At 32.5% G+C, this 23217-nt stretch carries 23 protein-coding genes; 16 read left to right on the forward strand and 7 right to left on the reverse strand.

Going from position 1 to position 23217, the window contains the following annotated elements:
• Nucleotides 1-78 precede the first annotated feature (78 nt).
• From AAC084_RS17675 to AAC084_RS17690, 4 genes are all read left to right on the forward strand, one after another.
• A complete protein-coding gene (locus tag AAC084_RS17675; protein WP_339841569.1) occupies nucleotides 79-1923 on the forward strand; it encodes a PAS domain S-box protein in 1845 nt (614 codons plus the stop codon).
• A gap of 117 nt (nucleotides 1924-2040) precedes the next feature.
• Nucleotides 2041-3894 carry a PAS domain-containing protein gene (locus AAC084_RS17680; RefSeq protein WP_339841570.1) on the forward strand — a complete coding sequence of 618 codons (1854 nt, stop codon included), beginning with the start codon at nucleotides 2041-2043 and terminating at the stop codon, nucleotides 3892-3894.
• Nucleotides 3881-4285 carry a response regulator gene (locus AAC084_RS17685; RefSeq protein WP_339841571.1) on the forward strand — a complete coding sequence of 135 codons (405 nt, stop codon included), beginning with the start codon at nucleotides 3881-3883 and terminating at the stop codon, nucleotides 4283-4285. The genes AAC084_RS17680 and AAC084_RS17685 overlap by 14 nt, the downstream gene beginning before the upstream one ends.
• Before the next feature lie 67 nt (nucleotides 4286-4352).
• Entirely contained in the window at nucleotides 4353-6101 is a 1749-nt protein-coding gene (locus tag AAC084_RS17690) for a M14 family metallopeptidase (protein ID WP_339841572.1), read from the forward strand.
• Here the strand turns inward: AAC084_RS17690 and AAC084_RS17695 are convergent.
• Nucleotides 6098-6688, reverse strand: coding sequence for an NUDIX domain-containing protein (locus AAC084_RS17695; RefSeq protein WP_339841573.1), 591 nt, complete (start codon nucleotides 6686-6688; stop codon nucleotides 6098-6100). The two genes, AAC084_RS17690 and AAC084_RS17695, sit on opposite strands and share 4 nt — an antisense overlap.
• Nucleotides 6689-6695: 7 nt before the next feature.
• Here AAC084_RS17695 and pyrE point away from each other — a divergent pair, with 7 nt between their 5' ends.
• Complete coding sequence (pyrE, locus tag AAC084_RS17700; protein WP_339841574.1) at nucleotides 6696-7340, forward strand: orotate phosphoribosyltransferase; 645 nt, start codon at nucleotides 6696-6698, stop codon at nucleotides 7338-7340.
• A 2-nt stretch (nucleotides 7341-7342) separates the two neighbouring features.
• A complete protein-coding gene (locus tag AAC084_RS17705; RefSeq protein WP_339841575.1) occupies nucleotides 7343-7735 on the forward strand; it encodes an SRPBCC family protein in 393 nt (130 codons plus the stop codon).
• Here the strand turns inward: AAC084_RS17705 and AAC084_RS17710 are convergent.
• Complete coding sequence (locus tag AAC084_RS17710) at nucleotides 7732-8463, reverse strand: biotin--[acetyl-CoA-carboxylase] ligase (RefSeq protein ID WP_339841576.1); 732 nt, start codon at nucleotides 8461-8463, stop codon at nucleotides 7732-7734. The two genes, AAC084_RS17705 and AAC084_RS17710, sit on opposite strands and share 4 nt — an antisense overlap.
• Before the next feature lie 93 nt (nucleotides 8464-8556).
• Between AAC084_RS17710 and rsfS the strand changes: the two genes are divergently transcribed.
• From rsfS to AAC084_RS17745, 7 genes are all read left to right on the forward strand, one after another.
• Complete coding sequence (gene rsfS / locus AAC084_RS17715; protein WP_339841577.1) at nucleotides 8557-8934, forward strand: ribosome silencing factor; 378 nt, start codon at nucleotides 8557-8559, stop codon at nucleotides 8932-8934.
• A gap of 9 nt (nucleotides 8935-8943) precedes the next feature.
• Nucleotides 8944-10950 carry an ATP-dependent zinc metalloprotease FtsH gene (gene ftsH, locus AAC084_RS17720; RefSeq protein ID WP_339841578.1) on the forward strand — a complete coding sequence of 669 codons (2007 nt, stop codon included), beginning with the start codon at nucleotides 8944-8946 and terminating at the stop codon, nucleotides 10948-10950.
• A gap of 41 nt (nucleotides 10951-10991) precedes the next feature.
• Nucleotides 10992-11603 (forward strand): LUD domain-containing protein, encoded by a 612-nt coding sequence (locus tag AAC084_RS17725; protein ID WP_339841579.1) that lies wholly within the window; start codon nucleotides 10992-10994, stop codon nucleotides 11601-11603.
• A gap of 1 nt (nucleotide 11604) precedes the next feature.
• Nucleotides 11605-12408 carry a phosphatidate cytidylyltransferase gene (locus AAC084_RS17730; RefSeq protein WP_339841580.1) on the forward strand — a complete coding sequence of 268 codons (804 nt, stop codon included), beginning with the start codon at nucleotides 11605-11607 and terminating at the stop codon, nucleotides 12406-12408.
• Nucleotides 12398-13081, forward strand: coding sequence for a phosphatidylserine decarboxylase family protein (locus AAC084_RS17735; protein WP_339841582.1), 684 nt, complete (start codon nucleotides 12398-12400; stop codon nucleotides 13079-13081). Before AAC084_RS17730 ends, AAC084_RS17735 begins: the two co-directional genes overlap by 11 nt.
• Nucleotides 13056-13313 (forward strand): acyl-CoA-binding protein, encoded by a 258-nt coding sequence (locus AAC084_RS17740; RefSeq protein WP_339841583.1) that lies wholly within the window; start codon nucleotides 13056-13058, stop codon nucleotides 13311-13313. The genes AAC084_RS17735 and AAC084_RS17740 overlap by 26 nt, the downstream gene beginning before the upstream one ends.
• Before the next feature lie 107 nt (nucleotides 13314-13420).
• On the forward strand, nucleotides 13421-13909 hold the full coding sequence (locus AAC084_RS17745; protein ID WP_339841584.1) for a hypothetical protein: 489 nt from the start codon (nucleotides 13421-13423) through the stop codon (nucleotides 13907-13909).
• On the opposite strand, the gene AAC084_RS17750 is transcribed toward AAC084_RS17745, so the two are convergent.
• From AAC084_RS17750 to AAC084_RS17765, 4 genes are all read right to left on the reverse strand, one after another.
• On the reverse strand, nucleotides 13903-14667 hold the full coding sequence (locus AAC084_RS17750) for a creatininase family protein (protein ID WP_339841585.1): 765 nt from the start codon (nucleotides 14665-14667) through the stop codon (nucleotides 13903-13905). The two genes, AAC084_RS17745 and AAC084_RS17750, sit on opposite strands and share 7 nt — an antisense overlap.
• A 146-nt stretch (nucleotides 14668-14813) precedes the next feature.
• Nucleotides 14814-14981, reverse strand: a complete 168-nt coding sequence (locus AAC084_RS17755; RefSeq protein ID WP_339841586.1) for a lmo0937 family membrane protein — start codon at nucleotides 14979-14981, stop codon at nucleotides 14814-14816.
• Between the two features lie 138 nt (nucleotides 14982-15119).
• Nucleotides 15120-16004: a dienelactone hydrolase family protein gene (locus AAC084_RS17760; protein WP_339841587.1), complete on the reverse strand. Its 885-nt coding sequence runs from the start codon at nucleotides 16002-16004 to the stop codon at nucleotides 15120-15122.
• Nucleotides 16005-16134: 130 nt separating this feature from the next.
• Nucleotides 16135-18765: a valine--tRNA ligase gene (locus AAC084_RS17765; protein ID WP_339841588.1), complete on the reverse strand. Its 2631-nt coding sequence runs from the start codon at nucleotides 18763-18765 to the stop codon at nucleotides 16135-16137.
• A 192-nt stretch (nucleotides 18766-18957) separates the two neighbouring features.
• Between AAC084_RS17765 and AAC084_RS17770 the strand changes: the two genes are divergently transcribed.
• Nucleotides 18958-19347, forward strand: a complete 390-nt coding sequence (locus AAC084_RS17770; RefSeq protein ID WP_339841589.1) for a DUF1573 domain-containing protein — start codon at nucleotides 18958-18960, stop codon at nucleotides 19345-19347.
• Nucleotides 19348-19409: 62 nt separating this feature from the next.
• Here the strand turns inward: AAC084_RS17770 and AAC084_RS17775 are convergent, their stop codons facing one another.
• A complete protein-coding gene (locus AAC084_RS17775) occupies nucleotides 19410-20741 on the reverse strand; it encodes a PDZ domain-containing protein (protein ID WP_339841590.1) in 1332 nt (443 codons plus the stop codon).
• A 147-nt stretch (nucleotides 20742-20888) separates the two neighbouring features.
• Here AAC084_RS17775 and AAC084_RS17780 point away from each other — a divergent pair, with 147 nt between their 5' ends.
• Both AAC084_RS17780 and murB read left to right on the forward strand, forming a co-directional pair.
• Nucleotides 20889-22079: a pyridoxal phosphate-dependent aminotransferase gene (locus tag AAC084_RS17780; protein WP_339841591.1), complete on the forward strand. Its 1191-nt coding sequence runs from the start codon at nucleotides 20889-20891 to the stop codon at nucleotides 22077-22079.
• On the forward strand, nucleotides 22079-23095 hold the full coding sequence (gene murB, locus AAC084_RS17785) for a UDP-N-acetylmuramate dehydrogenase (protein ID WP_339841592.1): 1017 nt from the start codon (nucleotides 22079-22081) through the stop codon (nucleotides 23093-23095). The genes AAC084_RS17780 and murB overlap by 1 nt, the downstream gene beginning before the upstream one ends.
• Nucleotides 23096-23217: the final 122 nt, after the last annotated feature.

Consider the following 23217-nt stretch of genomic DNA (forward strand, 5'->3'; position numbering starts at 1 on the left):
ACTTTTGATAAAATCACAACAATGACCTTCATATAGTTAGAGTATTCTTATAGATTCGTAAGAAATTTCTCTCTAACCATGTTGAAATCAATAAATAATACATCTTTACCTTTAAATTGGATTGGGCAAATACCATCATCCATAGCTATAATTGATTCAAATTTTAATATTATAAATGCTTCACCTAGGTGGCTCGCAAATTTTCGATTGGATTTACAAGATATTGAAGGAAAAAATATTGGTAATCTATTCCCGGATATATCAGAAAAGATTAATACAAATTTAGCCTATAGTTTAGACGGCCTTCGAGATATTAAATTCAAATATAACGCCAAGAATTGCCAATATTCTTCAAATGATACTATTTGGCACCTAAACCCTTGGAAAGATGGTTATGGAAAAATTATAGGTGTAATAATAAAAGTAGAACCAATTACTAATTCCCATAAGCTCGAATTAGAACTTAGTAGGACCAAATTAATTCTAAAACAAAAAAGTTCTGTCGCAAAAATTGGTAGTTGGGAGTATGATGTTCAAAACAAAACATTATCGTGGACTCCTGTGATAAATAAAATATTTGGCGTTTCAAAAAATTATAGACCGACTTTAGAAAAAGTTTTAGCCTTTTATTTAGAAGGGAATTCTAGAAATACCAAAAAGAAAATCATAGATAATGCTATATGCTCAGGAAAGCCTTGGAATGAAAAACTACAATTAAAAAGAGAAGATGGGACCATTATTTGGGTAAACACAATAGGGAGACCTAAATACAGCGAAGGGAAATGTAATAGAGTGATTGGAACCATTCAAAATATTACAGATACAGTTAAAGACAATTCAAAGCAATTAACCAAAAGTTCAGATGACTATCCATTATTTGAAAAAGTCCCATTTGGCTTAGCAATCATAGATTATGCTAAAGGAAATTTTATAAATGTGAATGAACAATTTTTGAAACTGACTTGTTTTGAAAAAGAATACTTCTTAGGCCAAAATTTTAAAACCTTTTTAAATTCTAATGTAAAAAATAAACTTGCGACTTTAAAAATTCAATTAAAAGAGAAGAGTTCATTCGACCCAATTAAGCTTAATTTCTTAAATCAAAAAAAGACTAATTTAAATATAAAAGTATCTGGTACATTGGTTGACGATATTTCTGGAACTAAACATATTCTTTGCACTTTTGAGGACATTACCTCTCAAACTAAACTTGAGAAAAATTTAAAAAATACAATATCATCATCTAAAGAGCAAAATGAGCAACTTTTAAATTTTGCCCATATGGTATCTCATAATTTAAAGACTCATGCTACCAATTTTTCCTTATTACTAAATTTTTTAAATGCAGAAAAAGGTAAAAATCAACGCTCTAAATTAATGAACATGTTGTTTAATGCCTCAGATAATTTATCTGAAACTATTAAAGGACTTAGAGAAATTGTTGCCGTTAAATCTAAAATTAATGATGAGAAAAAAATGCTTTCTTTAAATGAACATATATTTCAAGTAGAACAAAATGTAGCTGGTTTATTAAAAGAAACTAATGGAAAAATAATTAACGAAATTCCAGATACTGTTAAAATTAAAGCATTGCCAGCATATTTAAATAGCATTTTAACCAATTGCATTACAAATTCTATTAAATATAGGAGTGATGAAAAAAATCCTTTAATTATACTTAGTACTGTGGAAGATAAAAATTTTACAATTTTAAGTATTGAAGACAATGGCTTAGGAATTGACTTGGAAAAATTTGGACACAAACTATTTGGTCTTTACAATACGTTTCATAGGAATAAAGAATCTAGAGGTATTGGTCTTTACATAACCAAAAACCAGATTGAAGCTATGAATGGAAAAATAACAGTAACAAGTGCTCCAAATGAGGGTAGTATTTTTAAAATTTATTTTAATAAAAAATAAGATAAATACTTATTTAAGCAGACTTTAAGTGGATATACAACATTTATCCACCTCTTCACAACAAATATTCATTTAAAACCCAGTAGTCCCACTACTTTAGTAAGAAATTACATCGGTATGATAAAAGTTCCCCAAGCAATAAATACCTCGTATATAATTAGTCAATTGCCTTCACCAACGGCTTTTATTGATACTGATTATAATATTGTTCATACATCTAATAAATGGAAGAGCATTTTTAGCAATAATAACGAGAGCTATAAGACTAAAAGTTTATTTAAGGTATTCCCTAAACTAAGTCCTAAATGGAAAATGGTTTTAGAGAATTGCTTTAAAGGAAATGCCCAACCAATGGGTATTCACCAAGCAAAAGATAACAATGATCAACAACTTTGGTTCGAGTGGACAATTGCCCCATGGTATGATTCAGACGAAAATATAATTGGAGCCATAATTCAACTTAACAATATAACCGATTCTGTCAATAACGAATTGGAATTAAATAAGAAAGATTTACTCTTACAACAACAAGCCGAAATAACTAAAATTGGTCGTTGGGAATATAATTTCAATGACAATAAACTTTTTTGGTGCACCACCACGAAGGCAATACACGAAGTGCCACCTCATTTTACACCGAATATTGAAACTGCTCTTTTTTATTATAAAGAAGGACATAGCAGAAATACTATTTCAATGGCTCTTTTTGAGGCTCAAGATAAAGGTAAAGCTTGGAATAATTTAAAATTGCAAATTATAACTGCTGAGGGAAACGAGAAGTGGATTATGGCTGGTGGAAAACCAGTTTACAACAAAGGTAAATTAGTTGGTTTATTAGGAACAATTCAAGATATTAATGATCAAGTAGTCGCCGATATTAAGACTTTAGATAATGAAAAATTACTAAGAACTTTAATTGACAACTTACCGGTTAACGTATATATAAAGGATACCGAATCTAGAAAAATTTTAGTCAATAAAGAAGAATGTAAATATTTAGGCATTGATGATCCAAATGAAATTTTAGGTAAAAATGATTTTGAACTTTATCCTTCAGAATCAGCCATAAAGTCAAGAGAAGAGGATTTACATGTAATGAATACTTTAAAACCTGTACTAGGTAAAGAAACCATAAATGTAAAATTAGATGGCAAAAAAACTACTTTTCTGAGCTCAAAAATTCCATTATTAGATAATAATGGGGTTGCATATGGCATTGTAGGTATTAGTTTAGACATTTCTAAATTGAAGGAAAAAGAAGTTGAATTAAGAAATATTATAAATATTGCATCTATTCAGAATAAAAAACTCTTGAATTTTGCTCATATTGTATCACACAACTTAAGATCTCATTCTGCTAATTTTTCAATGTTATTAAACTTTTTGGAAAGTGAACCAGAAGAAGATGAAAAGGTTCGGATAATTGGAATGCTTAATGATGCTTCTAAAAATCTTTTGGAGACATTAGATAATCTAAATGATGTTGTTTCTATTAATACTCATACTAACATAGAAAAGCAGAAAATAAATCTAAACGAGAAAGTAAGAAATGTAAACCAAAATTTAATTTCTTATCTTCTTAATAATAATGCTACTATAAAGAATAATATTCCTTCTAATTTCAATGTAAAGTCTGTACCTTCCTATTTAGATAGCATTTTAACGAATTTTATTACCAATTCTGTTAAATATAGAGACCCAAACAGAAAACCACTTATTACCCTAAGTGCAGTTAAAAAAAATAATTACTCTATTTTAACTATTGCTGATAATGGCTTAGGAATAGACCTAGAAAGGCATGGTAAAAAATTATTTGGCATGTACAAAACTTTCCATGATCATAAAGATGCAAAAGGAATTGGTCTATACATAACTAAAAACCAGATTGATGCTATGAACGGTAAAGTAGAAGTAACTAGCGAAGTAGGTAAAGGAACAGAATTTAAAATATTCTTTAATGACGAAAATTAGTGATATCACTATAATTGACGATGACGCAATAACAGTTTTTGGTTTGCGTAAATTAATTTCTTGCACTATAGATTGTAATTCCATAGTATCGTATGGAAATGGATTATTAGCATACGAAGGAATTTTAGAAAAGCTTAAAAACAACCAACCTATTCCAGAAATCATCTTTTTAGACATTAATATGCCTATAATGGATGGTTGGGAATTTTTGGAATCTTTTATAAAACTACCAATATCTAAAAAATTAAGAATAAACATTGTTACGTCATCTATTGACCCTTTTGATAAGCAACAATGGGACTTTTATAAAGATAAAAGTCACCATTTAATTACCTTCAATCAAAAACCGATGGATAGGAGTAAAATTGCAGAAATTACCAAAATTGCATAAGGCAATAAAGTATTGATTATTTTTACTGAGCTAATAAGGATTTTAATCCTAAAATACTCGTTTGGTAATGCGAATAATACATCTATCCCTACTATTGGTTCTATTGATTTCTTGTGAGAAAAAAATAGAAAATACCGAAGCTAATTTTCCTACACCATTCGAGATTTCGAATAAAACTGAAACTGCCACCTACGATCAGGTAGTTGAATTCTACCTTAAATTATCTAAAGAATTTTCTAGTATAAATATTCAAACTATAGGCACTACCGATAGTGGCAAGCCTTTGCATTTAGTAACCTTTAACGCACAAGGTGATTTTAATTTTAAAAAATTAGGAGAAGACCATACCATGATGCTTATTAACAACGGCATACACCCTGGCGAGAGTGATGGCGTTGATGCTACTATGTTATTATTTAGAGACTTAGCAAGCAAAAAAATAAAAACTCCAAATCAAACTATTATTTCTACAATACCTATCTATAATATTGGTGGCGCATTAAATCGAAATAATACAACAAGGGCAAATCAAAACGGACCTAAAGAATATGGGTTTAGAGGTAATGCCAAAAATTATGACCTAAACAGAGATTTTATTAAAACAGATACTAAAAATGCTGAAACATTTAGTAAAATATACCATCTTGTAAACCCAGATGTTTTTATTGACAACCATGTAAGTAATGGTGCCGATTATCAATACACGCTTACTCACCTATTTACGCAACACAACAAGCTTGGTGGCAAATTAGGAGAATATGTTCATGACCGATTAATGCCGCAACTAAAAGACTCACTTTTAAAATCTAATTGGGAAATTACGCCCTATGTGAATGTCTTCAATAAACCGCCAGAAATAGGGTTTCAACAATTTATGGACCACCCGAGATATTCTAGTGGCTATACTACATTATGGAATACTTTGGGCATGATGGTTGAAACACATATGTTAAAACCATATGACAAACGAGTAGAAGGTACTTATGAGCTAATGCTGAAAATGATTGCTATCACAGAAAACGATGGAAGTGAAATAAGAGCAATGCGCGATAATTCTACACAAGCGTTTAACCAAAATGAATATTATCCAATCGCCTGGCAAGTAGATACCACAAAAGTGTCAAAGTTTATTTTTAAAGGATACAAAGCAGATACCATAATAAGCGAAGTTACCGGATTACCTAGATTAAAGTTCAATCGTAATATACCTATTGAAAATGAAGTAGCATACCAAGATTATTTTAAAGCATCAGATTCAGTGCAAATCCCAAAAGCTTATGTCATAGGTAAACAATGGCAGAATATTATTGAAAAATTAGATTTAAATAACATTACTTACTCAACAATTAAAAAAGATACCATCATAAAGGTAGAATCTTATCAAATAGCTGACTATGAAACTGTTTCCTCGCCTTATGAAGGTCACTACTTGCACTTTAATACTACAATAAATTCAATTGAAACCAATGTAAATTTTCATTCTGGCGATATAGTAGTGCCCACAGATCAACCAGGAGTTAGATATATTATAGAAACTTTAGAGCCAGCTGCTATAGATTCATTCTTTAATTGGAATTTCTTCGATACTATTCTTCAGCAGAAAGAAGGTTTTTCTCCTTATGTTTTTGAAGATACTGCACTTTTGATGCTAGAAAATGATTCAGTTCTAAAAAATACGTTCATAAACAAAAAGAAACTAGACGCGAATTTCAACTCCAACTGGTATCTTCAGTTAGATTGGTTATATAAACAAAGTAATCTCTATGAGAAAGCACATTTACAATATCCTATTTACAGAATTATAAATTTAAATTAATCGCCTTCAAACAAAATTTTAATATTCGCGTATGAATTTAAAAGCGCCTTTTGAATTTTAACTGGACCTTTCCATTTTACTTTTACGATTCCTTCCTTTTTTTCAGGTTTTAGTTTACCAGTGTAATCGGTCTTCATCGCATACCAATGAACTTGTTTAAGCGTTATTATTCCATTATTTTTAAAAATATGGTATGTGGTTCGTAAGAAATTTTCAATTTTAAGCCCTTTCACACCAGTTTCTTCCTCAACCTCGCGAATAGCACAATCTTCTATAGATTCTCCTTTGTCCAATTTACCTTTTGGCAAATCCCACTTATCATTTCTATAAATAAATAAAACTTTTCCTTCTTCGTTGGTAACAACACCACCGGCTGCAACAACTAATGGAATTTGTTTAGTAAATTTCTTTAAAATCTCCTCATGATTTGGGTGGTAGATATATGCTTCTTGTAGCTTTCCCTTCTTCAAAGACCTTATTGCCTCTTGTATTGAAGCCTGATTTAATAAAAAATACTCCCCATTTGCGGTTTCGGAGAGCTTATTTGTTAAAATCAAAGGCAATTCATTAACAAAAACTTTATACATTTGCGTCATGGTTTTAGACAAAAACACGGCTAAAAAAACAGCAGAGCTTCTGCTGCAAATTAATGCAATAAAATTGAAACCGGAAAATCCTTTTACTTGGGCTTCCGGATGGAAATCTCCTATCTATTGCGACAATAGAATTTTACTATCTTATCCTATCATCCGAAATTACATTCGAGATGAAATGGCGAAGCAGGTTGAACAGCTATATGGCAAGCCAGATTGTATTGTGGGTGTTGCTACAGGTGCAATTGGTATAGGGGCATTAGTTGCAGACAAATTAAACTTACCTTTTGTATATGTAAGGCCAGAACCAAAATCTCATGGCAGACAAAATCAAATTGAAGGGCATTTAGAAGCACACCAAACGGTAGTTGTCATCGAAGACTTAATAAGCACAGGTAAAAGTAGTTTAAACGCCGTTGACGCATTAAGGGCTATCGATGCTAATGTAAAAGGCATGTTGGCCATTTTCACCTATGGTTTTGAAACAGCCTCGAACAATTTTAAAGAAAAAAATACCGAACTGCATACATTAAGCAGCTACGAGTATCTTATAGAACAAGCATCTGATACGGGTTACGTAAAAGAAGAGCAGTTAAAAACGTTAATGGAATGGAGGAAGGATCCTTCACAATGGTCAATTAAATAATTATGTTTATAGAAACACCAAAGGCTCAAGTATCGAAAAGTAAAGAAGATACTTTTAACTTTTTAAACGAATTATCAAACTTCAGACAATTAATGCCTGAAAACATTGATAAGTTCGAAGTTTTAAATGAAAATAGATTTTTGTTCGCATTAAAGGGAATGCCCGAAATAGTTTTAGAGAAAAAAGAACAAACACCATTTGACAAACTAATTTTAGGTGCTGCGAGTGAAAAACTACCGTTTACCTTAACTGCAGATATTATAGAATTAGAAAATGATAAGAGCGAAGTAGTTTTAAGTTTTTCAGGTGATTTTAATGCGATGATGGCAATGATGATAAAAAAGCCTATTACAAACTTTATTAATACGTTATCAACTAATTTGGGGAAGATTTAATACTGAAGTTGTATTTCTTTTAACCCAAATTCTTGAAGGTCACCATTTTCAAATTTTACTTTAAGCTTTCCGTTATTAGAGACTCCTTCTATAACACCTTCAATTAGCTTATCCTCTTGAATTTTGAAAGTGCTCTGCTCTCCTATTCTAAATAATTTGGAATGATATTCTTTGTACAGGTCATTTTCAAAAGTTAGAATAGGTCTGTTTAATTGTTGATGCAAATTTTCAATTATAGAATAAAAGACCGTATCAAGGTTAAAACTTTTTTTCTTTATATTTTTTAAAGACGAGGCATTTGGAGCATTTTTAAATTTTGATTGATTTATATTTAACCCAAACCCAATTATACTTTGTTTTATTTTTGATCCAGAAATAATATTTTCAATTAAAATTCCTCCTATTTTAAAATTACCTGACAGAATGTCGTTAGGCCACTTTACCTTCAAATTCGGAATTCCGAATAGACTTAAACTTTTCAAAATAGCTAATGAAACACAAATATTCATTAAGAATAAATGCGCTATAGGTAAGTCGATATTGTTTTTCAATATACTGATTGCTAGATTTTTACCTTTTTCAGACTCCCATTTAGAATTTAATTGCCCTCTACCTAATGTTTGATTATTAGTTGTTATAATTGTAAAATCTTCGAGTTCTTTAACTGTCGATAATTCCTTCAAATAGGTATTAGTAGACGCCGTGGCATCAAGTTTGATTATTTGCATATGCATTACATATTATAAATCTTTAATGTATTGTTAAAAACTAGACCTAAAAGAACAAAAATATAATAACTTTGTAAAAACTAAAATTTTTGAATGCAGGAAAGTAAAGCTAGCGTTGATGAGTTAATTGCATTAATTATACAGGGAGTTGACGAAGTAAAAGGGCACAATATAAATCTATTAGATTTAAGAGAAATCGAGAATACCGTTTGTGATTACTTCATTATTTGTAACGGTACCTCCAATACGCATGTAAATGCAATCGTAGGATCTATCCAAAAAACAGTCAGTAAAGCGATTCAAGACAAGCCTTGGCACGTAGAGGGTGAGGACAATGCAGAATGGGTATTAATGGATTACGTAAACGTAGTAGTCCATGTATTCCAAAAGCAAGTTCGAGAATTCTATGATATAGAAGGCTTATGGGGTGATGCAAAGTTCACAACCATAGAAAGCAGCGTTAATCAATAAAAAATTAAAATGGCAAAAGAAAACAAAACAAATCCGAAAAAACCAAAATTCAGTTCTTGGTGGATTTACGGATTAGTAGCAGTACTACTTATAGGATTTCAATTATTCAATAGTGATGATTTAGCTAGTACTAACAAAACTACTACTTCAGAACTTCAACAATACTTAAGAAATGGTGATGTCAAAAAGATTTTGATAATCACAAATACCAATCAGGCAAAAGTTTTCTTGACTGACGAGGCTATTGCTAAAGAAGTTCATAAAGATGTTAACGAAAAATCCTTTCTTCCATCATCTGGCAATGTTCCACAATACACTTTAGATTATGGTGATCTTCAAATTTTTCAAAATGAGATTACTGAAATCAAAAAAGAAAACAACTTAGATACCATTATTGAATTTGGAAAGGAATCTACAGCCATTTTAGATTTTCTACTTTCTTTATTACCATTTGTATTGATTATTGGTATATGGATATATCTAATGCGTAGAATGTCCGGCGGCGGCGGCGGCGGCGCAGGCGGTCAAATCTTTAACATCGGTAAGTCAAAAGCGAAATTATTCGATGAGAAGACCGATACAAGAACATCTTTTAAAGATGTAGCTGGTTTAGAAGGTGCAAAAGAAGAAGTTGAAGAAATCGTTGATTTTTTAAGAAACCCAGATAAATATACTTCTTTAGGAGGTAAAATTCCTAAAGGTGCATTATTAGTAGGGCCTCCAGGAACAGGTAAGACCCTTCTAGCTAAAGCAGTTGCCGGTGAAGCAAAAGTTCCTTTCTTTTCACTTTCAGGTTCTGATTTCGTAGAAATGTTCGTAGGTGTAGGTGCTTCTAGAGTTAGAGACTTATTTAAGCAAGCAAAAGATAAATCTCCAGCAATCATATTTATTGATGAAATTGATGCCATTGGTAGAGCTAGAGGTAAAAATAATTTCACTGGTTCTAATGATGAGCGTGAAAATACGCTTAACCAATTATTGACAGAAATGGATGGTTTCGGCACCAATACAAACGTTATTGTATTAGCCGCAACTAACCGTGCAGATGTATTAGACAAAGCTTTAATGCGTGCAGGTAGATTTGATAGACAGATTTATGTTGACCTACCGGACATTCGTGAACGTAAAGAAATTTTTGAAGTTCACTTAAGACCTATCAAAACAGCAGAAACACTTGATTTAGATTTCTTGGCAAGACAAACTCCAGGTTTCTCAGGTGCAGATATTGCTAACGTTTGTAACGAAGCTGCCTTAATCGCAGCACGTAAAGAAAAGAAAGCAGTTACTAAGCAAGATTTCTTAGATGCCGTTGACAGAATCGTTGGTGGTCTTGAAAAGAAAAACAAAATAATTACTCCAGGGGAAAAAGAAACTATTGCTTATCACGAAGCAGGTCACGCAACCACGAGTTGGATGTTAGAACATGCTGCGCCATTAGTAAAAGTAACTATTGTACCTAGAGGACAATCGTTAGGTGCTGCTTGGTATTTACCAGAAGAACGTTTAATTGTTCGACCTGAACAGATGTTGGATGAGATGTGTGCAACTATGGGTGGTAGAGCTGCTGAAAAAGTAATTTTCAATAAAATATCTACAGGTGCTTTAAGTGATTTAGAAAAAGTTACGAAACAAGCTAGAGCAATGGTAACCATCTATGGTCTTAACGAGGAAATAGGAAACATTACCTATTATGATTCTGCAGGACAAGATTCTTATGGTTTTTCAAAGCCTTATAGTGAAGATACCGCTCGAAAAATAGATGCTGAAATATCTAAAATTATAGAAGAACAGTATCAAAGAGCTATTAAAGTTCTAACCGACAATAAGGACAAGTTAACAACCTTGGCCGAAAGATTATTGGAGAAAGAAGTTATCTTTAAAGAAGATTTAGAAAAAATATTTGGTGTACGAAATTTCGAAAAAGATATCTTAGCTTTAGAAAACAAAAAAAAGCTTGAGAATATAAAAGATTCAGATTCTAAAACAGAAGAGCAAGAAATTACGGATAATAAATAATATTGCACTACTTTAGATTAGCAATTATTATAAACATATAAATGGGGCTTTTAGATATTTTATTTGGTGGTGGCAAGAAAAAGGTTTCGAAAGAAACTGCGGAAACGCGAGGCGACCATATGCCGGATATAAATATTCCTGTAGATGAAAAATTTACAATTCACTTCAAACAAAACGGTGGAAAATTTATATACTGTATTTCAGACTCTGAGGTTTCAAGGGCTTTACAAAATATAATTGAAGAGAATAATTGGCAAAGCGAACCTTTTTATATTTTAAACAAAAGATTAGGTGAAAAATTTGCTAAGGAACCAATTTCCTTTACAGATAATGCAAGACAAAGTGAGGTGTTCTTTACTACGTGTGAACATCTCATTGCCCAAAACGGCAGTATTCTTGTTTGCTCTAACCAGTTACATGAGAAAAAAGTAAATGAGCTTCCAAGTAATGTTGTAGTATTCGCAACAACAAGTCAATTAGTAGAATCAATTGGTGAAGGGTTAAAAACAATAAAGAAAAAATACGGCCAACAAATTCCGGCCAACATAACCACGTTAAAACACTTTAAAGCTACCGCAGAAAACTCAGATGATTTTCTAACTTATGGTAGTAGTACTAAAAATCTTTATCTTTTACTTTTGGAAGATTTATAGTATGAAAGAAATTTTAAGAAGGTCATTAACAGGGGCTGTCTATATCATTTTATTATTGTCTGCAGTTTTCCTTAGCTCCGATGCTTTCGATTTCTTATTTATGACCTTTGGCCTAGCTTGTTTGTATGAATACAAAAAACTTGTAGGACTAAGGGGATATCACATATTCGCTGCATATCTGGCACTTTGGTGGGTATTCATCTATTTAGTAAAGGATCAGCAAGTAATAAATATTTTAATGGTCATCACCATTATAGTTGATGTTTATCTACTTGTAAACCTGTTTTCTAAAAAGCCTATAAAGTTGAATAAACTAAAGAAGTTTTTAATAGGCTTGTTTTATATTGGAGGTGGATGCATATTTCTTACCATGATACCTTATAAGAACGATGCTTTTGCAAAACTTCTTATCATGGGAATATTTATTTTAATATGGGTAAATGACTCATTTGCATACTTAGTAGGTAAAAGTATAGGTAGAACTAAATTATTTCCATCAGTTTCTCCTAAAAAAACCATTGAAGGAACCGTTGGAGGATTTGTTTTTGCACTTGGGGCGGCATATTTGATTGCTACACAAGAAGAACTAATTAGTCCTGTACAATGGATGATATTGGCAACAGTCATTGTCATTGCCGGTAGTTTAGGTGATTTAATAGAATCAAAATTCAAAAGAGCTGCAGGTGTTAAAGATAGTGGTGCTATCTTGCCAGGACATGGTGGTATGCTAGACCGTTTAGATAGCTTAGTATTTGCAGCACCATTTGCATATTTAACTTTAAATATATTCAGTTATGTTTCATAGAGAAGGACAAAAAATCATCTTGTTTTCTTTTTGTTTAGTAGGAATCAGCGTAATCTTAGCTCATTTTTTCATTGATATTTCATGGTTAAAATTAACTGTTCAACTCATTGGTTTAGTTGTTTTGATAACAATTCTTCAGTTTTTTAGAAACCCTAAAAGAATAGCAGTAAAGAACTTTAATGAAATTCTCTCTCCTGTAGATGGTAAGGTAGTTGTTATTGAAGAAGTTTTTGAAAATGAATTTTTTAAAGATAAAAGAAAACAAGTTTCTATCTTCATGTCACCTGTAAACGTACATGTTACTAGATATCCTGCCAGCGGTAGTATTACTTTTTCAAAATATCATCCTGGAAAATTTTTAGTAGCTTGGCACCCTAAATCGAGTGAAGAAAATGAAAGGACTACTGTAGTTATTAAAACTCCTAAGTTTGGTGAAATATTATATCGCCAAATAGCTGGTGCCATGGCAAGGCGAATTGTCAATTATGCCGAGAAAGGTGAAAGCGTGCAACAGGGCGACGATTCAGGATTTATAAAATTTGGGTCTAGAGTTGACTTATTCTTACCTTTAGATTGTCAAATAAATGTAAAACTAAACCAAAAGGTAAAAGGTGCCGGTACCTGTATAGCTACTTTTGTTGATCCAAATGAAAAAGAAGAAATCACATATTAAATTTGAGGAGGCCGTAACTTATGTAAATAGTTATACCGAGCCTATACCAGCAGATGTGCTTCTAAAACTCTATGCATACTATAAAATTGCAAATTCTAATTTTGACAACCCTGGCAGCAAAACTCCTTTAATCAATGCTTTTAAGGCAAATGCATTATTTCAGGCTAAGAATATGAAAAAAAAAGAGGCTATGAAATTCTATATTGAATTGGTTTCTAAAGAGTTGAAATAATTACCGTTACTAACCTCTCCATATCAATAATTCGGTACGATTTAGATTTAACATTTTAGCCAAAATGAATTAATCTCCGCATATATTAAATAAATGATTAACCTTCAATGAAACGATTAGTAAAAATAAAATACAACATTTTACGTATTTCTATTGGTGCAGTCTATCTGATTTTTGGCTTTATTAAGTTTATTCCACATTTTAGTCCCGCTGAAGATTTAGCCACTAATACTATTAGCATACTTACGCTAGGTCTGTTACCTACTCAATTCGGATTAATAATCCTGGCATTAGGCGAAACAATAATTGGTCTCTTCTTGATATTGAATTGGAAACCAAGATTCTTTATCTATCTAGCTATTGTACATATTATTTTTACATTTACCCCCTTATTCCTTTTACCACAAGAGATATTCGGTAAAGATGAATTAGTATTTACATTGGCTGGTCAGTATATTTTTAAGAACATAATTATTCTGAGCGCCTTATTTTCTTTAAAACTTGAGTTAGACATCAATTTAAAAAGATTACAAAATGATAATTTATCTGAAACCCTAATTCCTTTAAATAATCATCAAAAGAGTTTCAATCAATGATATAAATCATTCAAATCAGCATCACATAATGAACAGTAAAGCTCTTCCAATTTTTCACAAATATCATTAAAAAATCGCTCACCTTTTTCAGTTGTTGCAAACTCAGGATTACCAATTCCTGTATCACTACTCACTTTAGACCACTGTCGTTCTGCCCAGACCCAGCCCTCGTTAAATGCCTTAATCTTAAATTTCTTTTCATCACCACTACCCCACTTCTCTTTTTTCAATACCAAATCTGGCCTTAAATAAAGCATAAGACTTGTTTCCATCTCATCGGCATGGTCACCTTTTTCCTTGAAATATTTTGATTTATCCAACATTGGCGGAAAAAAACAAAAGCTAATGAACATTTTAGGAAATATCAAACCTAATTCTCTAACAAGAGGCTTAAAATTATTACCTCCATGTCCGTTAAAAATTAATAACTTATAAATACCCTGTCTATTTAATACAGTCACAATATCTTTAAGTATTGCTAATTGTGTTGAAGGGTTTAGGTTCATATCAAGATATATATCTTTCTGCCCTGTATTAACACCAAAAGGAATTGTTGGTAAAACAATTACCTTTTTCCCTTTTTCCCATGATAGCTTAGCTGAAGTTTCGACTATACTCTGTGCTTGATAATTGTCTGTGCCATAAGGAAGGTGATAATTATGCGCCTCTGTTGCTCCCCATGGCAACACCGCCAAGTCGAACCGTTCATCTTTTAAACTATCCCAATTCGTTTCTGCAAGTACATATGGTCTTATCATAGTATTAAAGGTAATATTTTAAACTGCAATTACTTAAAACTCAATTCAGTATTAACAACTCATACATTGATTAAGAGGTATAAAAAAACCCTTGATAAAATTCAAGGGTATATATTTTATTCATTATTGGTTTTAGGTTCATTTACCTACAATACCTTCTTACCTGAAATTATATTGTATAGAATAACAATAACTGCTATTACCAATAAAATATGTATTAAACTACCAGTTGCAAGGCCAGGAACAATACCTAGCATACCAAGTAACCAAATAACTATACATATAACTGCTACTAACCATAAAAGACTTCTCATAATGTGTTTTTTAGATTGTTTATATGTTAAAATTAACAGTATTACACCATTTTGATTGACTCAAATAAAAGTAATAATAACTCAATATCTCTGTAACAGTCTCAATATTATGATAAAAATAAACTCATAATCAATGTTTTACACTAAATTTTCTTTGAAAAAATTTAGTGTACGCGACCAAGCTAATTCTGCAGATTCCTTATCATATCGTGGTGTTGACGTATTATGAAAACCATGGTTAACGTCTGGATAGAAAAATGCAATATATTTTTTATTATGCTCTTTTAGCATCTTTTCATATTCAGGCCACCCAGCATTTACGCGTTCATCTAAACCAGCATACTGCAACATCAATGGTGCATTTATATCTGCTATATTCTCAGTCGGTTGACCGCCATAGAATGGTACAGCTGCAGATAGGTCAGGAACTTTCACAGCCATCATATTAGAAATCCACCCTCCAAAACAAAAGCCTACTACACCTATTTTACCATTACAATCTTTGTTATTCTTTAAATATTCAAAAGCAGCAATAAAATCTTCTAACATTTCATCTCTATCACGGGTTCGTTGCATTTCCCTACCCTCATCATCATTTCCTGGGTATCCTCCTAAAGGACTCAAAGCATCGGGCGCTATGGTAATAAACCCGGATAGCGCAGCACTTCTAGCGGTGTCTTCTACATAAGGGTTTAGTCCTCTATTTTCATGAACCACCACAATGCCTGGTAATTTACCTTTTGCTGATTTTGGTTTGGATAATAATGCTTTAATATCACCGCCACCTTTAGGAGAATTATAGGTTATAAACTCAGAATCTAAATCGGGATTAGTTTTCTCTACTAAAAATGTATCCTCATAATTAGGCATCATAAAACTCATCAAAGACGCGACAGTTATACCTCCTACTGCGTACACCGAAAGTTTTTGTACAAAATCACGCCTTTCAATCTTATTATGCGCATATGCGTCATATAAATCAAATACTTCTTGCTTAATTTCTTCTTTACGTAGTGGCTTCATAATCTTATAAATTATGTTCTAACTTAAATATACAAAATCTATCGGATATTAAGTTCTCATTACAAAATGAAGAAGCCTCATTCCCAATTAAATAGGAATGAAGCTTCTATAATTTAATCTAAAAGAAAAACTAACCTAAACTAGCTAAACTCTTTTCTAAAGTTTCAATTTTAGCTTCTGCATCTGCAAGCTTTTGACGCTCTATTGAAATAACTTTCTCAGGTGCATTACTTACAAATCGCTCATTCGATAGTTTTTTCTGTACTGACATTAAAAAGCCTTTTGTATACTTTAGCTCTTCTTTTATTTTCAAGATTTCAGCCTCAATATCTATAGCTCCATCCATAGGCACAAAGTATTCGTTACTTTTTACCCTAAATGTTAACGCACCTTCTAATTGCTCTTTTAAATAGGTGATTCCAGAAACATTCGTCAACTTAGAAATTACAACATCCCAATTCTTATCTACCTCCTCAGTATTTAAGACAGAAAGCTCTAATGATTCTTTCATCGGAATATTTTTATTCTTTCTAATTGTACGAACTCCTGCTATAACCTCAGCAGCAAACTCGAACTGCCCTATTAATTCTTCATCAACCTTACCTGCCGTTGGCCATTTGGCAATAACTAATGCCTCACTTGTATTTCTCTCAGATATATGCTGCCAAACCTCTTCTGTCAAAAATGGCATAAAGGGATGCAACAATTTTAAGTTCTGTTCGAACAATTGAATCACTTTATTAAAGGTTGTTTTATCTATCGGTTGTTGGTATGCTGGCTTAATAATCTCTAATAACCAAGAACTATAGTCATCCCAAACCAACTTGTAAATAGACATTAAAGCATCTGAAATACGAAACTTATTAAAATGGTCTTCAATTTCTATCAGGGTCTTATTCAATTTCGCCTCATACCATTGTAAACCAAGTTTTGATGCTTCTGGTTGAGGAATGTCTGCCACTTCCCAACCTTTCAATAATCTAAATCCGTTCCAAATTTTATTAGCGAAATTTTTACCTTGTTGACAAAGGTCTTCATCGAACATTAAATCATTACCCGCAGCAGAACTTAATAATAAACCTACTCTAACACCGTCTGCACCATAATCCTCAATAAGTTTTAAAGCATCTGGTGAATTACCTAGAGATTTAGACATTTTTCTTCTTTGCTTATCTCGCACTAGTCCGGTGAAATAAACATTTTCAAAAGGTCGTTCCCCTCTAAATTCATATCCAGCAACAATCATTCTAGCTACCCAGAAAAATAAGATATCCGGACCTGTAACTAAATCATTCGTTGGGTAGTAATAATTAACTTCTTCATTATCCGGTTCTAAAATACCTCCAAAAACACTTATTGGCCATAACCAAGATGAGAACCATGTATCTAACACATCAGAATCTTGTCTTAAGTCACTTACTTGTAAATTAGAATTACCAGATTTTTTCTTAGCGAGTTCAAGTGCTTCCACTTCATTAGCAGCTACGACAAAATCTTCTTGACCATCACCAAAGTAAAATGCCGGTATCTGTTGACCCCACCACAGTTGTCTTGAAATATTCCAATCTCGAACATTCTCCATCCAATGACGGTATGTATTCTCAAATTTCTTTGGATACAATTTAACATCTCCACTTTCCATAACCGCTTCTAAAGCAGGTTTGGCCAAATCTTCCATTTTTAAGAACCATTGGTCAGACAACTTAGGCTCTATTACAGCTTTGGTACGTTCAGAAGTACCAACTTTATTAATATGGGTCTCTGTTTTTACCAAAAATCCCTTTTCCTCTAATTCTTTGGAAATTTCCTTTCTAACTACAAAACGGTCTTTACCTTCATAATGCAGACCAAAACTATTCAATGTCGCATTGTCATTAAATATATCGATGGCTTCTAAATTATGTTTTTCACCTAGAGCTTTGTCATTTATGTCATGCGCAGGAGTCACTTTTAAACATCCAGTACCAAATTCCATATCAACATATTCATCTTCGATAATCGGTATTACCCTATTACAAATAGGCACAATTACTTTCTTACCTTTTAGATGTGTAAATCGTTCATCATTCGGATTAATACAAATAGCGGTATCACCCAAAATTGTTTCTGGCCTTGTGGTTGCAATGGTAACTTTTTCGTCAGAACCTTCAATTTCATAAGCCAAGTAATACAAGAGACCTTGCCTTTCTTCATATATAACCTCCTCATCAGATAAGGTAGTCAAAGCCTCTGGATCCCAATTTACCATGCGATAACCACGATAAATCAATCCTTTATTATATAAGTCAATAAACACCTTAATTACACTATCATAGCGCTCTTGATCCATTGTAAAAGCAGTACGATCCCAATCGCAAGAACAACCTAGTTTTTTCAACTGTTCTAGAATTATACCACCGTATTCATGTGTCCAATCCCAAGCATGTTTTAAAAATTCATCACGAGTAAGGTCATTTTTATTGATACCCTGTTCTTTCAGTTTTGCAACAACTTTAGCCTCTGTTGCTATCGATGCGTGATCAGTACCTGGCACCCAACATGCATTTTTACCTAATAAACGAGCTCTTCTAATCAATACATCTTGTATAGTATTGTTCAGCATATGCCCCATATGCAATATTCCCGTAACGTTTGGCGGAGGTATTACAATGCTATAAGGCTCTCTTTCATCTGGTACGGAATGAAAGTATCCGTTTTTCATCCAGTACTCATACCAATGCGTTTCTGTAGACTGCGGATTATATTTTGAAGGAATTTCCATATTTGGAACAGTTTTTGAATAATAATAAAATGGGTTATTAAAAATAAAGCCGAATTGACATTCTAACGGTCATTTCAGCCAATTTCACCCAAACATAAATACGAAACAAAAATAAGTAACGTTAGAGTATAACAAAAGGATTTTGAGGTTGATCTGAAAAGATTTAATTTTGAAGTCTACCCAAAATTAAAAATGATGAAAAAAATAGTACTTGTATTATTTATTGGTTTGCTTGGATTTAGCTTAACTGCACAAGATGCGGCAGCGAAAATTGAGTTTAAATCAGAGACAGTTGATTATGGCGAAATTGCCAAAGGTTCAGACGGTGTAAGAGTTTTTGAATTTACAAATACAGGAACAGCCCCACTTATAGTTAGTAAAGTTAGTTCAAGTTGTGGTTGTACAATTCCTAAAAAACCCGAAAATCCAATTTTACCAGGTAAAACCGGCGAAATTCAGGTAAAGTATGATACTAACCGAGTAGGTCCTATTCGTAAAGCGATTACTGTAATATCTAATGCTGATACTCCAACAAAGGTTTTAAAAATAAAAGGAGAAGTTTTAGGTACCGGTACCAAATAAAAGTTTATTCCTAGATATTTAAAAGCCCAACTTTATAGTTGGGCTTTTTTTATTACTACTTTTTACTCGAACAGTGGTTTTAAAATAAAACTGAATAGTAAATCATTGTTATAACGCTCTACCAATACTTTTACTTTCTTATCCTTCTTATTATTAATCATCTGCATAATTTCTTGCAACTTATATCGGTGAATTGGTTTTCCATTTACCGCTAAGATGACATCGCCTTCTCTTAACCCAGCTGAGTGTGCCGGACTACCTTGTCGTATACCAGACACAATTATTTCAGGCACAAGACTTAACCTCGTTGCCCCTTGTAAAATTATCTGAACATCACCATAGGTCTTTTCATTATTATAAACCACCCCATTTGAGTCTGCTATTCTCTCCGAAACATAACGTATACCAGCATGTTGTAAATCTATACCACTAATATTGTATTGAAAAAGCTTACCAAAATTGGAATTTTTTTTCAAAATAATTTTCTCATTTGCATAGTCAAAAACTACATTAAAGCGCTTTAAAACCTCACCCCCCAAACTTCCGTTTCTTCCACCAAAATCTTTTATAGTAGTAAAGGTTTCCATATCAGGAAAAGCTGCCTTTGCATCACTCAATATAAAATCTGAAATTTTCAGGTGATGAATTTTGGTTCGCTTTCCATAAATATTACCCGCAAGCCCTTTCCCTAAAAAATCAGTATAGTACTTTTCGGGCAATTGTATTCGTTCATCCTCAAAAAGCCAAACGGCATCACTACTTCCTGTATCCATCAACATTTTTACAGGTAGTTCTTCTGTATCGTTAATCATAACACTAGCATCTAAATATGCTTTTTTTCTAATTATAGACATATCGACCACTCGAGTGTTCTTCGACGTTTTATACTTATACTCTTTGGGGTCATAAAACTTGATAGATTGGTTTATATAATTAATGTCAACTACAAAATCACGAAACAGGTCATATCCTATAATACCATGCACAGGAATACCTAAGCTTGGCGAGAAGTTTATACCAGCATCCATTACAACATATATGTTTTGAGAAACATTCTTAACATTACCAAGCTTCACAAAATTACCCGTTGATTTTAATGCATTTATGGGGTCTCCTTCGCCCAAACCATTTATAATTATTTCTGTAACATTATTAAGTTGTATGGAATCTTGATCAGATAAATTGAATAAAATTGGCGTGCCTACACCAGAATCTAAGACGAACGAAAGTTCAGTTCCATTCACCTCTATTGGTATTATCATTAAATTATTAATAAGCTGAAACTTCACTTTATGAAATTTTTTGCCCGCAGGTAATTGATAGGATTGCGCTATTCCCGAAAAAGAAAAACAGATTAATAAAACAGCAAAAAGTATATAGAATTTACGTAACATAATCTTAATGAATTAGTTAACCTCATTAAGATACATATTTTACCGTTACTAAACCTAATTTTAACACTAGTTCAAAAAATCAAATAAAAGCTAATAAAATTGTATGAATCATTATCATTTATCACTTTTGTGTAAAATAATATTCATATGCCATCTGTTTCTAACAAAGGGCTTACCATGCCCCAATCTCCAATAAGAAAATTAGTACCCTTTGCAGAAAATGCAAAGAAGAAAGGAGTAAAAGTTATTCATCTGAATATTGGTCAACCAGATATAAAAACACCTCAACAAGCTTTAGATGCGGTAAAAAACAACAACATTAACGTTCTTGAATATAGCCGAACTGAAGGTTCTGAAGAATTTAGAAACAAAATTGCGGGATATTATTTGAAAAATAGCATTCCAGTAAGCGCTTCTGATATTATTGTAACCACTGGCGGTTCTGAAGCACTATCATTTGCAATGAACACTATTGCCGACACTAATGATGAAATTATTATTCCTGAACCCTTTTATGCTAATTATAACGGATTCGCAACAGCTTGTGGTGTAAAAGTTGTGCCGGTAGTATCAAAGATAGAAGATAACTTTGCCCTTCCTCCTATTGAGGATTTTGAAAAATTAATTACATCTAGAACCAAAGCTATTCTAATTTGTAATCCAGGAAACCCTACAGGTTATCTTTATAGTAGGGAAGAAATACAAAAATTAGCATCTTTAGTTAAAAAACATGATATCTTTCTTGTTGCTGACGAGGTATATAGAGAGTTTACTTATGATGACAAAGTTCATACGTCTATATTAAAGGAAGATGGATTAGATGATCACGCTATTATCATTGATTCAGTTTCTAAACGATATAGTATGTGCGGAGCTCGAATTGGTTTTCTAGTTTCTAAAAATAAAGAATTTATAGCTACAGCATTGAAATTTGCACAAGCTAGACTTTCACCACCTACGTATGCTCAAATTGCAAGTGAAGCTGCTTTAGACACTCCTGATAGTTATTTTGAAGAGGTAAAAGTTGAATACGTTGCTAGAAGAAACATATTAATTGCAGAGCTAGAAAAAATTGAAGGGATAAAAATTGCTAGGCCTCAAGGGGCATTCTATTGTATTGCAGAATTACCTATTAAAGATGCAGACCATTTCGCCCAATGGCTATTAGAAGATTTTAGAGTCGATAATGAAACTGTAATGGTTGCACCTGCAGCTGGGTTTTATGCTACAGAAGGTTTAGGTAAGAACCAAATTAGAATTGCTTATGTTCTAGACCAAGACAGTTTAAAAAGAGCCGTACATATTTTAGGTGAAGCTCTAAAAAGCTATAACGGTTAATGATAATACATAACAATTTTTCTTTAAAAAATTATAATACGTTCGGTATTGATGCGACTGCGCAATACTTTGTGGAAATAAATACATTAGAAGATTTACGTGTTATTCTAGGCAATAAAGAATATCCCAGAAAGATAATTATTGGTGGCGGCAGCAATATGTTACTTACTGATACTATCGATGCTCTTTTTATACATGTAAATCTAAAAGGAAAAAATATTATTTCAGAATCGCCTGATACTGCTCAAATAGAAATAATGGCAGGCGAAAACTGGCACGAAATGGTTATGTGGTCGCTTGATCACGGCTTTGGAGGTTTGGAGAATATGTCGCTCATACCAGGTAATACAGGTACTGCACCTATACAGAACATTGGTGCATATGGAGTTGAACTAAAAGACAGCTTTGTAAGCTGTGAAGCTATTCGAATCGAAGACCAAGAATTAATTACCCTTACTAAAGAAGAATGCAAATTTGGGTATCGTGATTCATATTTCAAAAATGAAGGAAAAGATAGATTTGTTATCACTTCCGTCACTTTTACATTGACAAAAAATAACCATAAAATAAATTCTGGTTACGGTGCAATTGAAGAAGAGTTAGAGCGCACGGCTATTAAAAACCCTACGATAAAAGATATTTCAAACGCTATAATTACCATAAGGAAGAGTAAACTACCCGACCCAAAAGAATTAGGCAATAGTGGTAGCTTTTTTAAAAACCCGATGGTTTCAAAAGAAGTGTTTAATGAGTTTATAGCCAATCATCCTGAAGCGCCTTTTTATAAAATTTCAGATTCAATCTATAAAATTCCAGCTGGTTGGTTGATTGAAAAATGTGGATTTAAAGGAAAACGATTTGGTGATGCCGGGGTACACAAAAAGCAGGCATTGGTTCTCGTAAACTACGATAAGGCTACAGGAAAGGATATTTTAGATCTTGCATCAAAAATTATTAAGGAGGTCCAAAAGAAATTCAATATAACTATCAGTCCGGAGGTTAACCTAATAAAATAACCCCTATAAAATAAATTACAGGGGTTATTACCAAACCAAACCAACCAAAAACAAAGTGGGCAGTTACCAGCCGACCACTTATTCGATATATATTTTCAGATAACGCATCATTAACAATCAAT

The sequence above is a fragment of the uncultured Maribacter sp. genome (assembly GCF_963977385.1).
Classification (GTDB): Bacteria; Bacteroidota; Bacteroidia; order Flavobacteriales; family Flavobacteriaceae; genus Maribacter.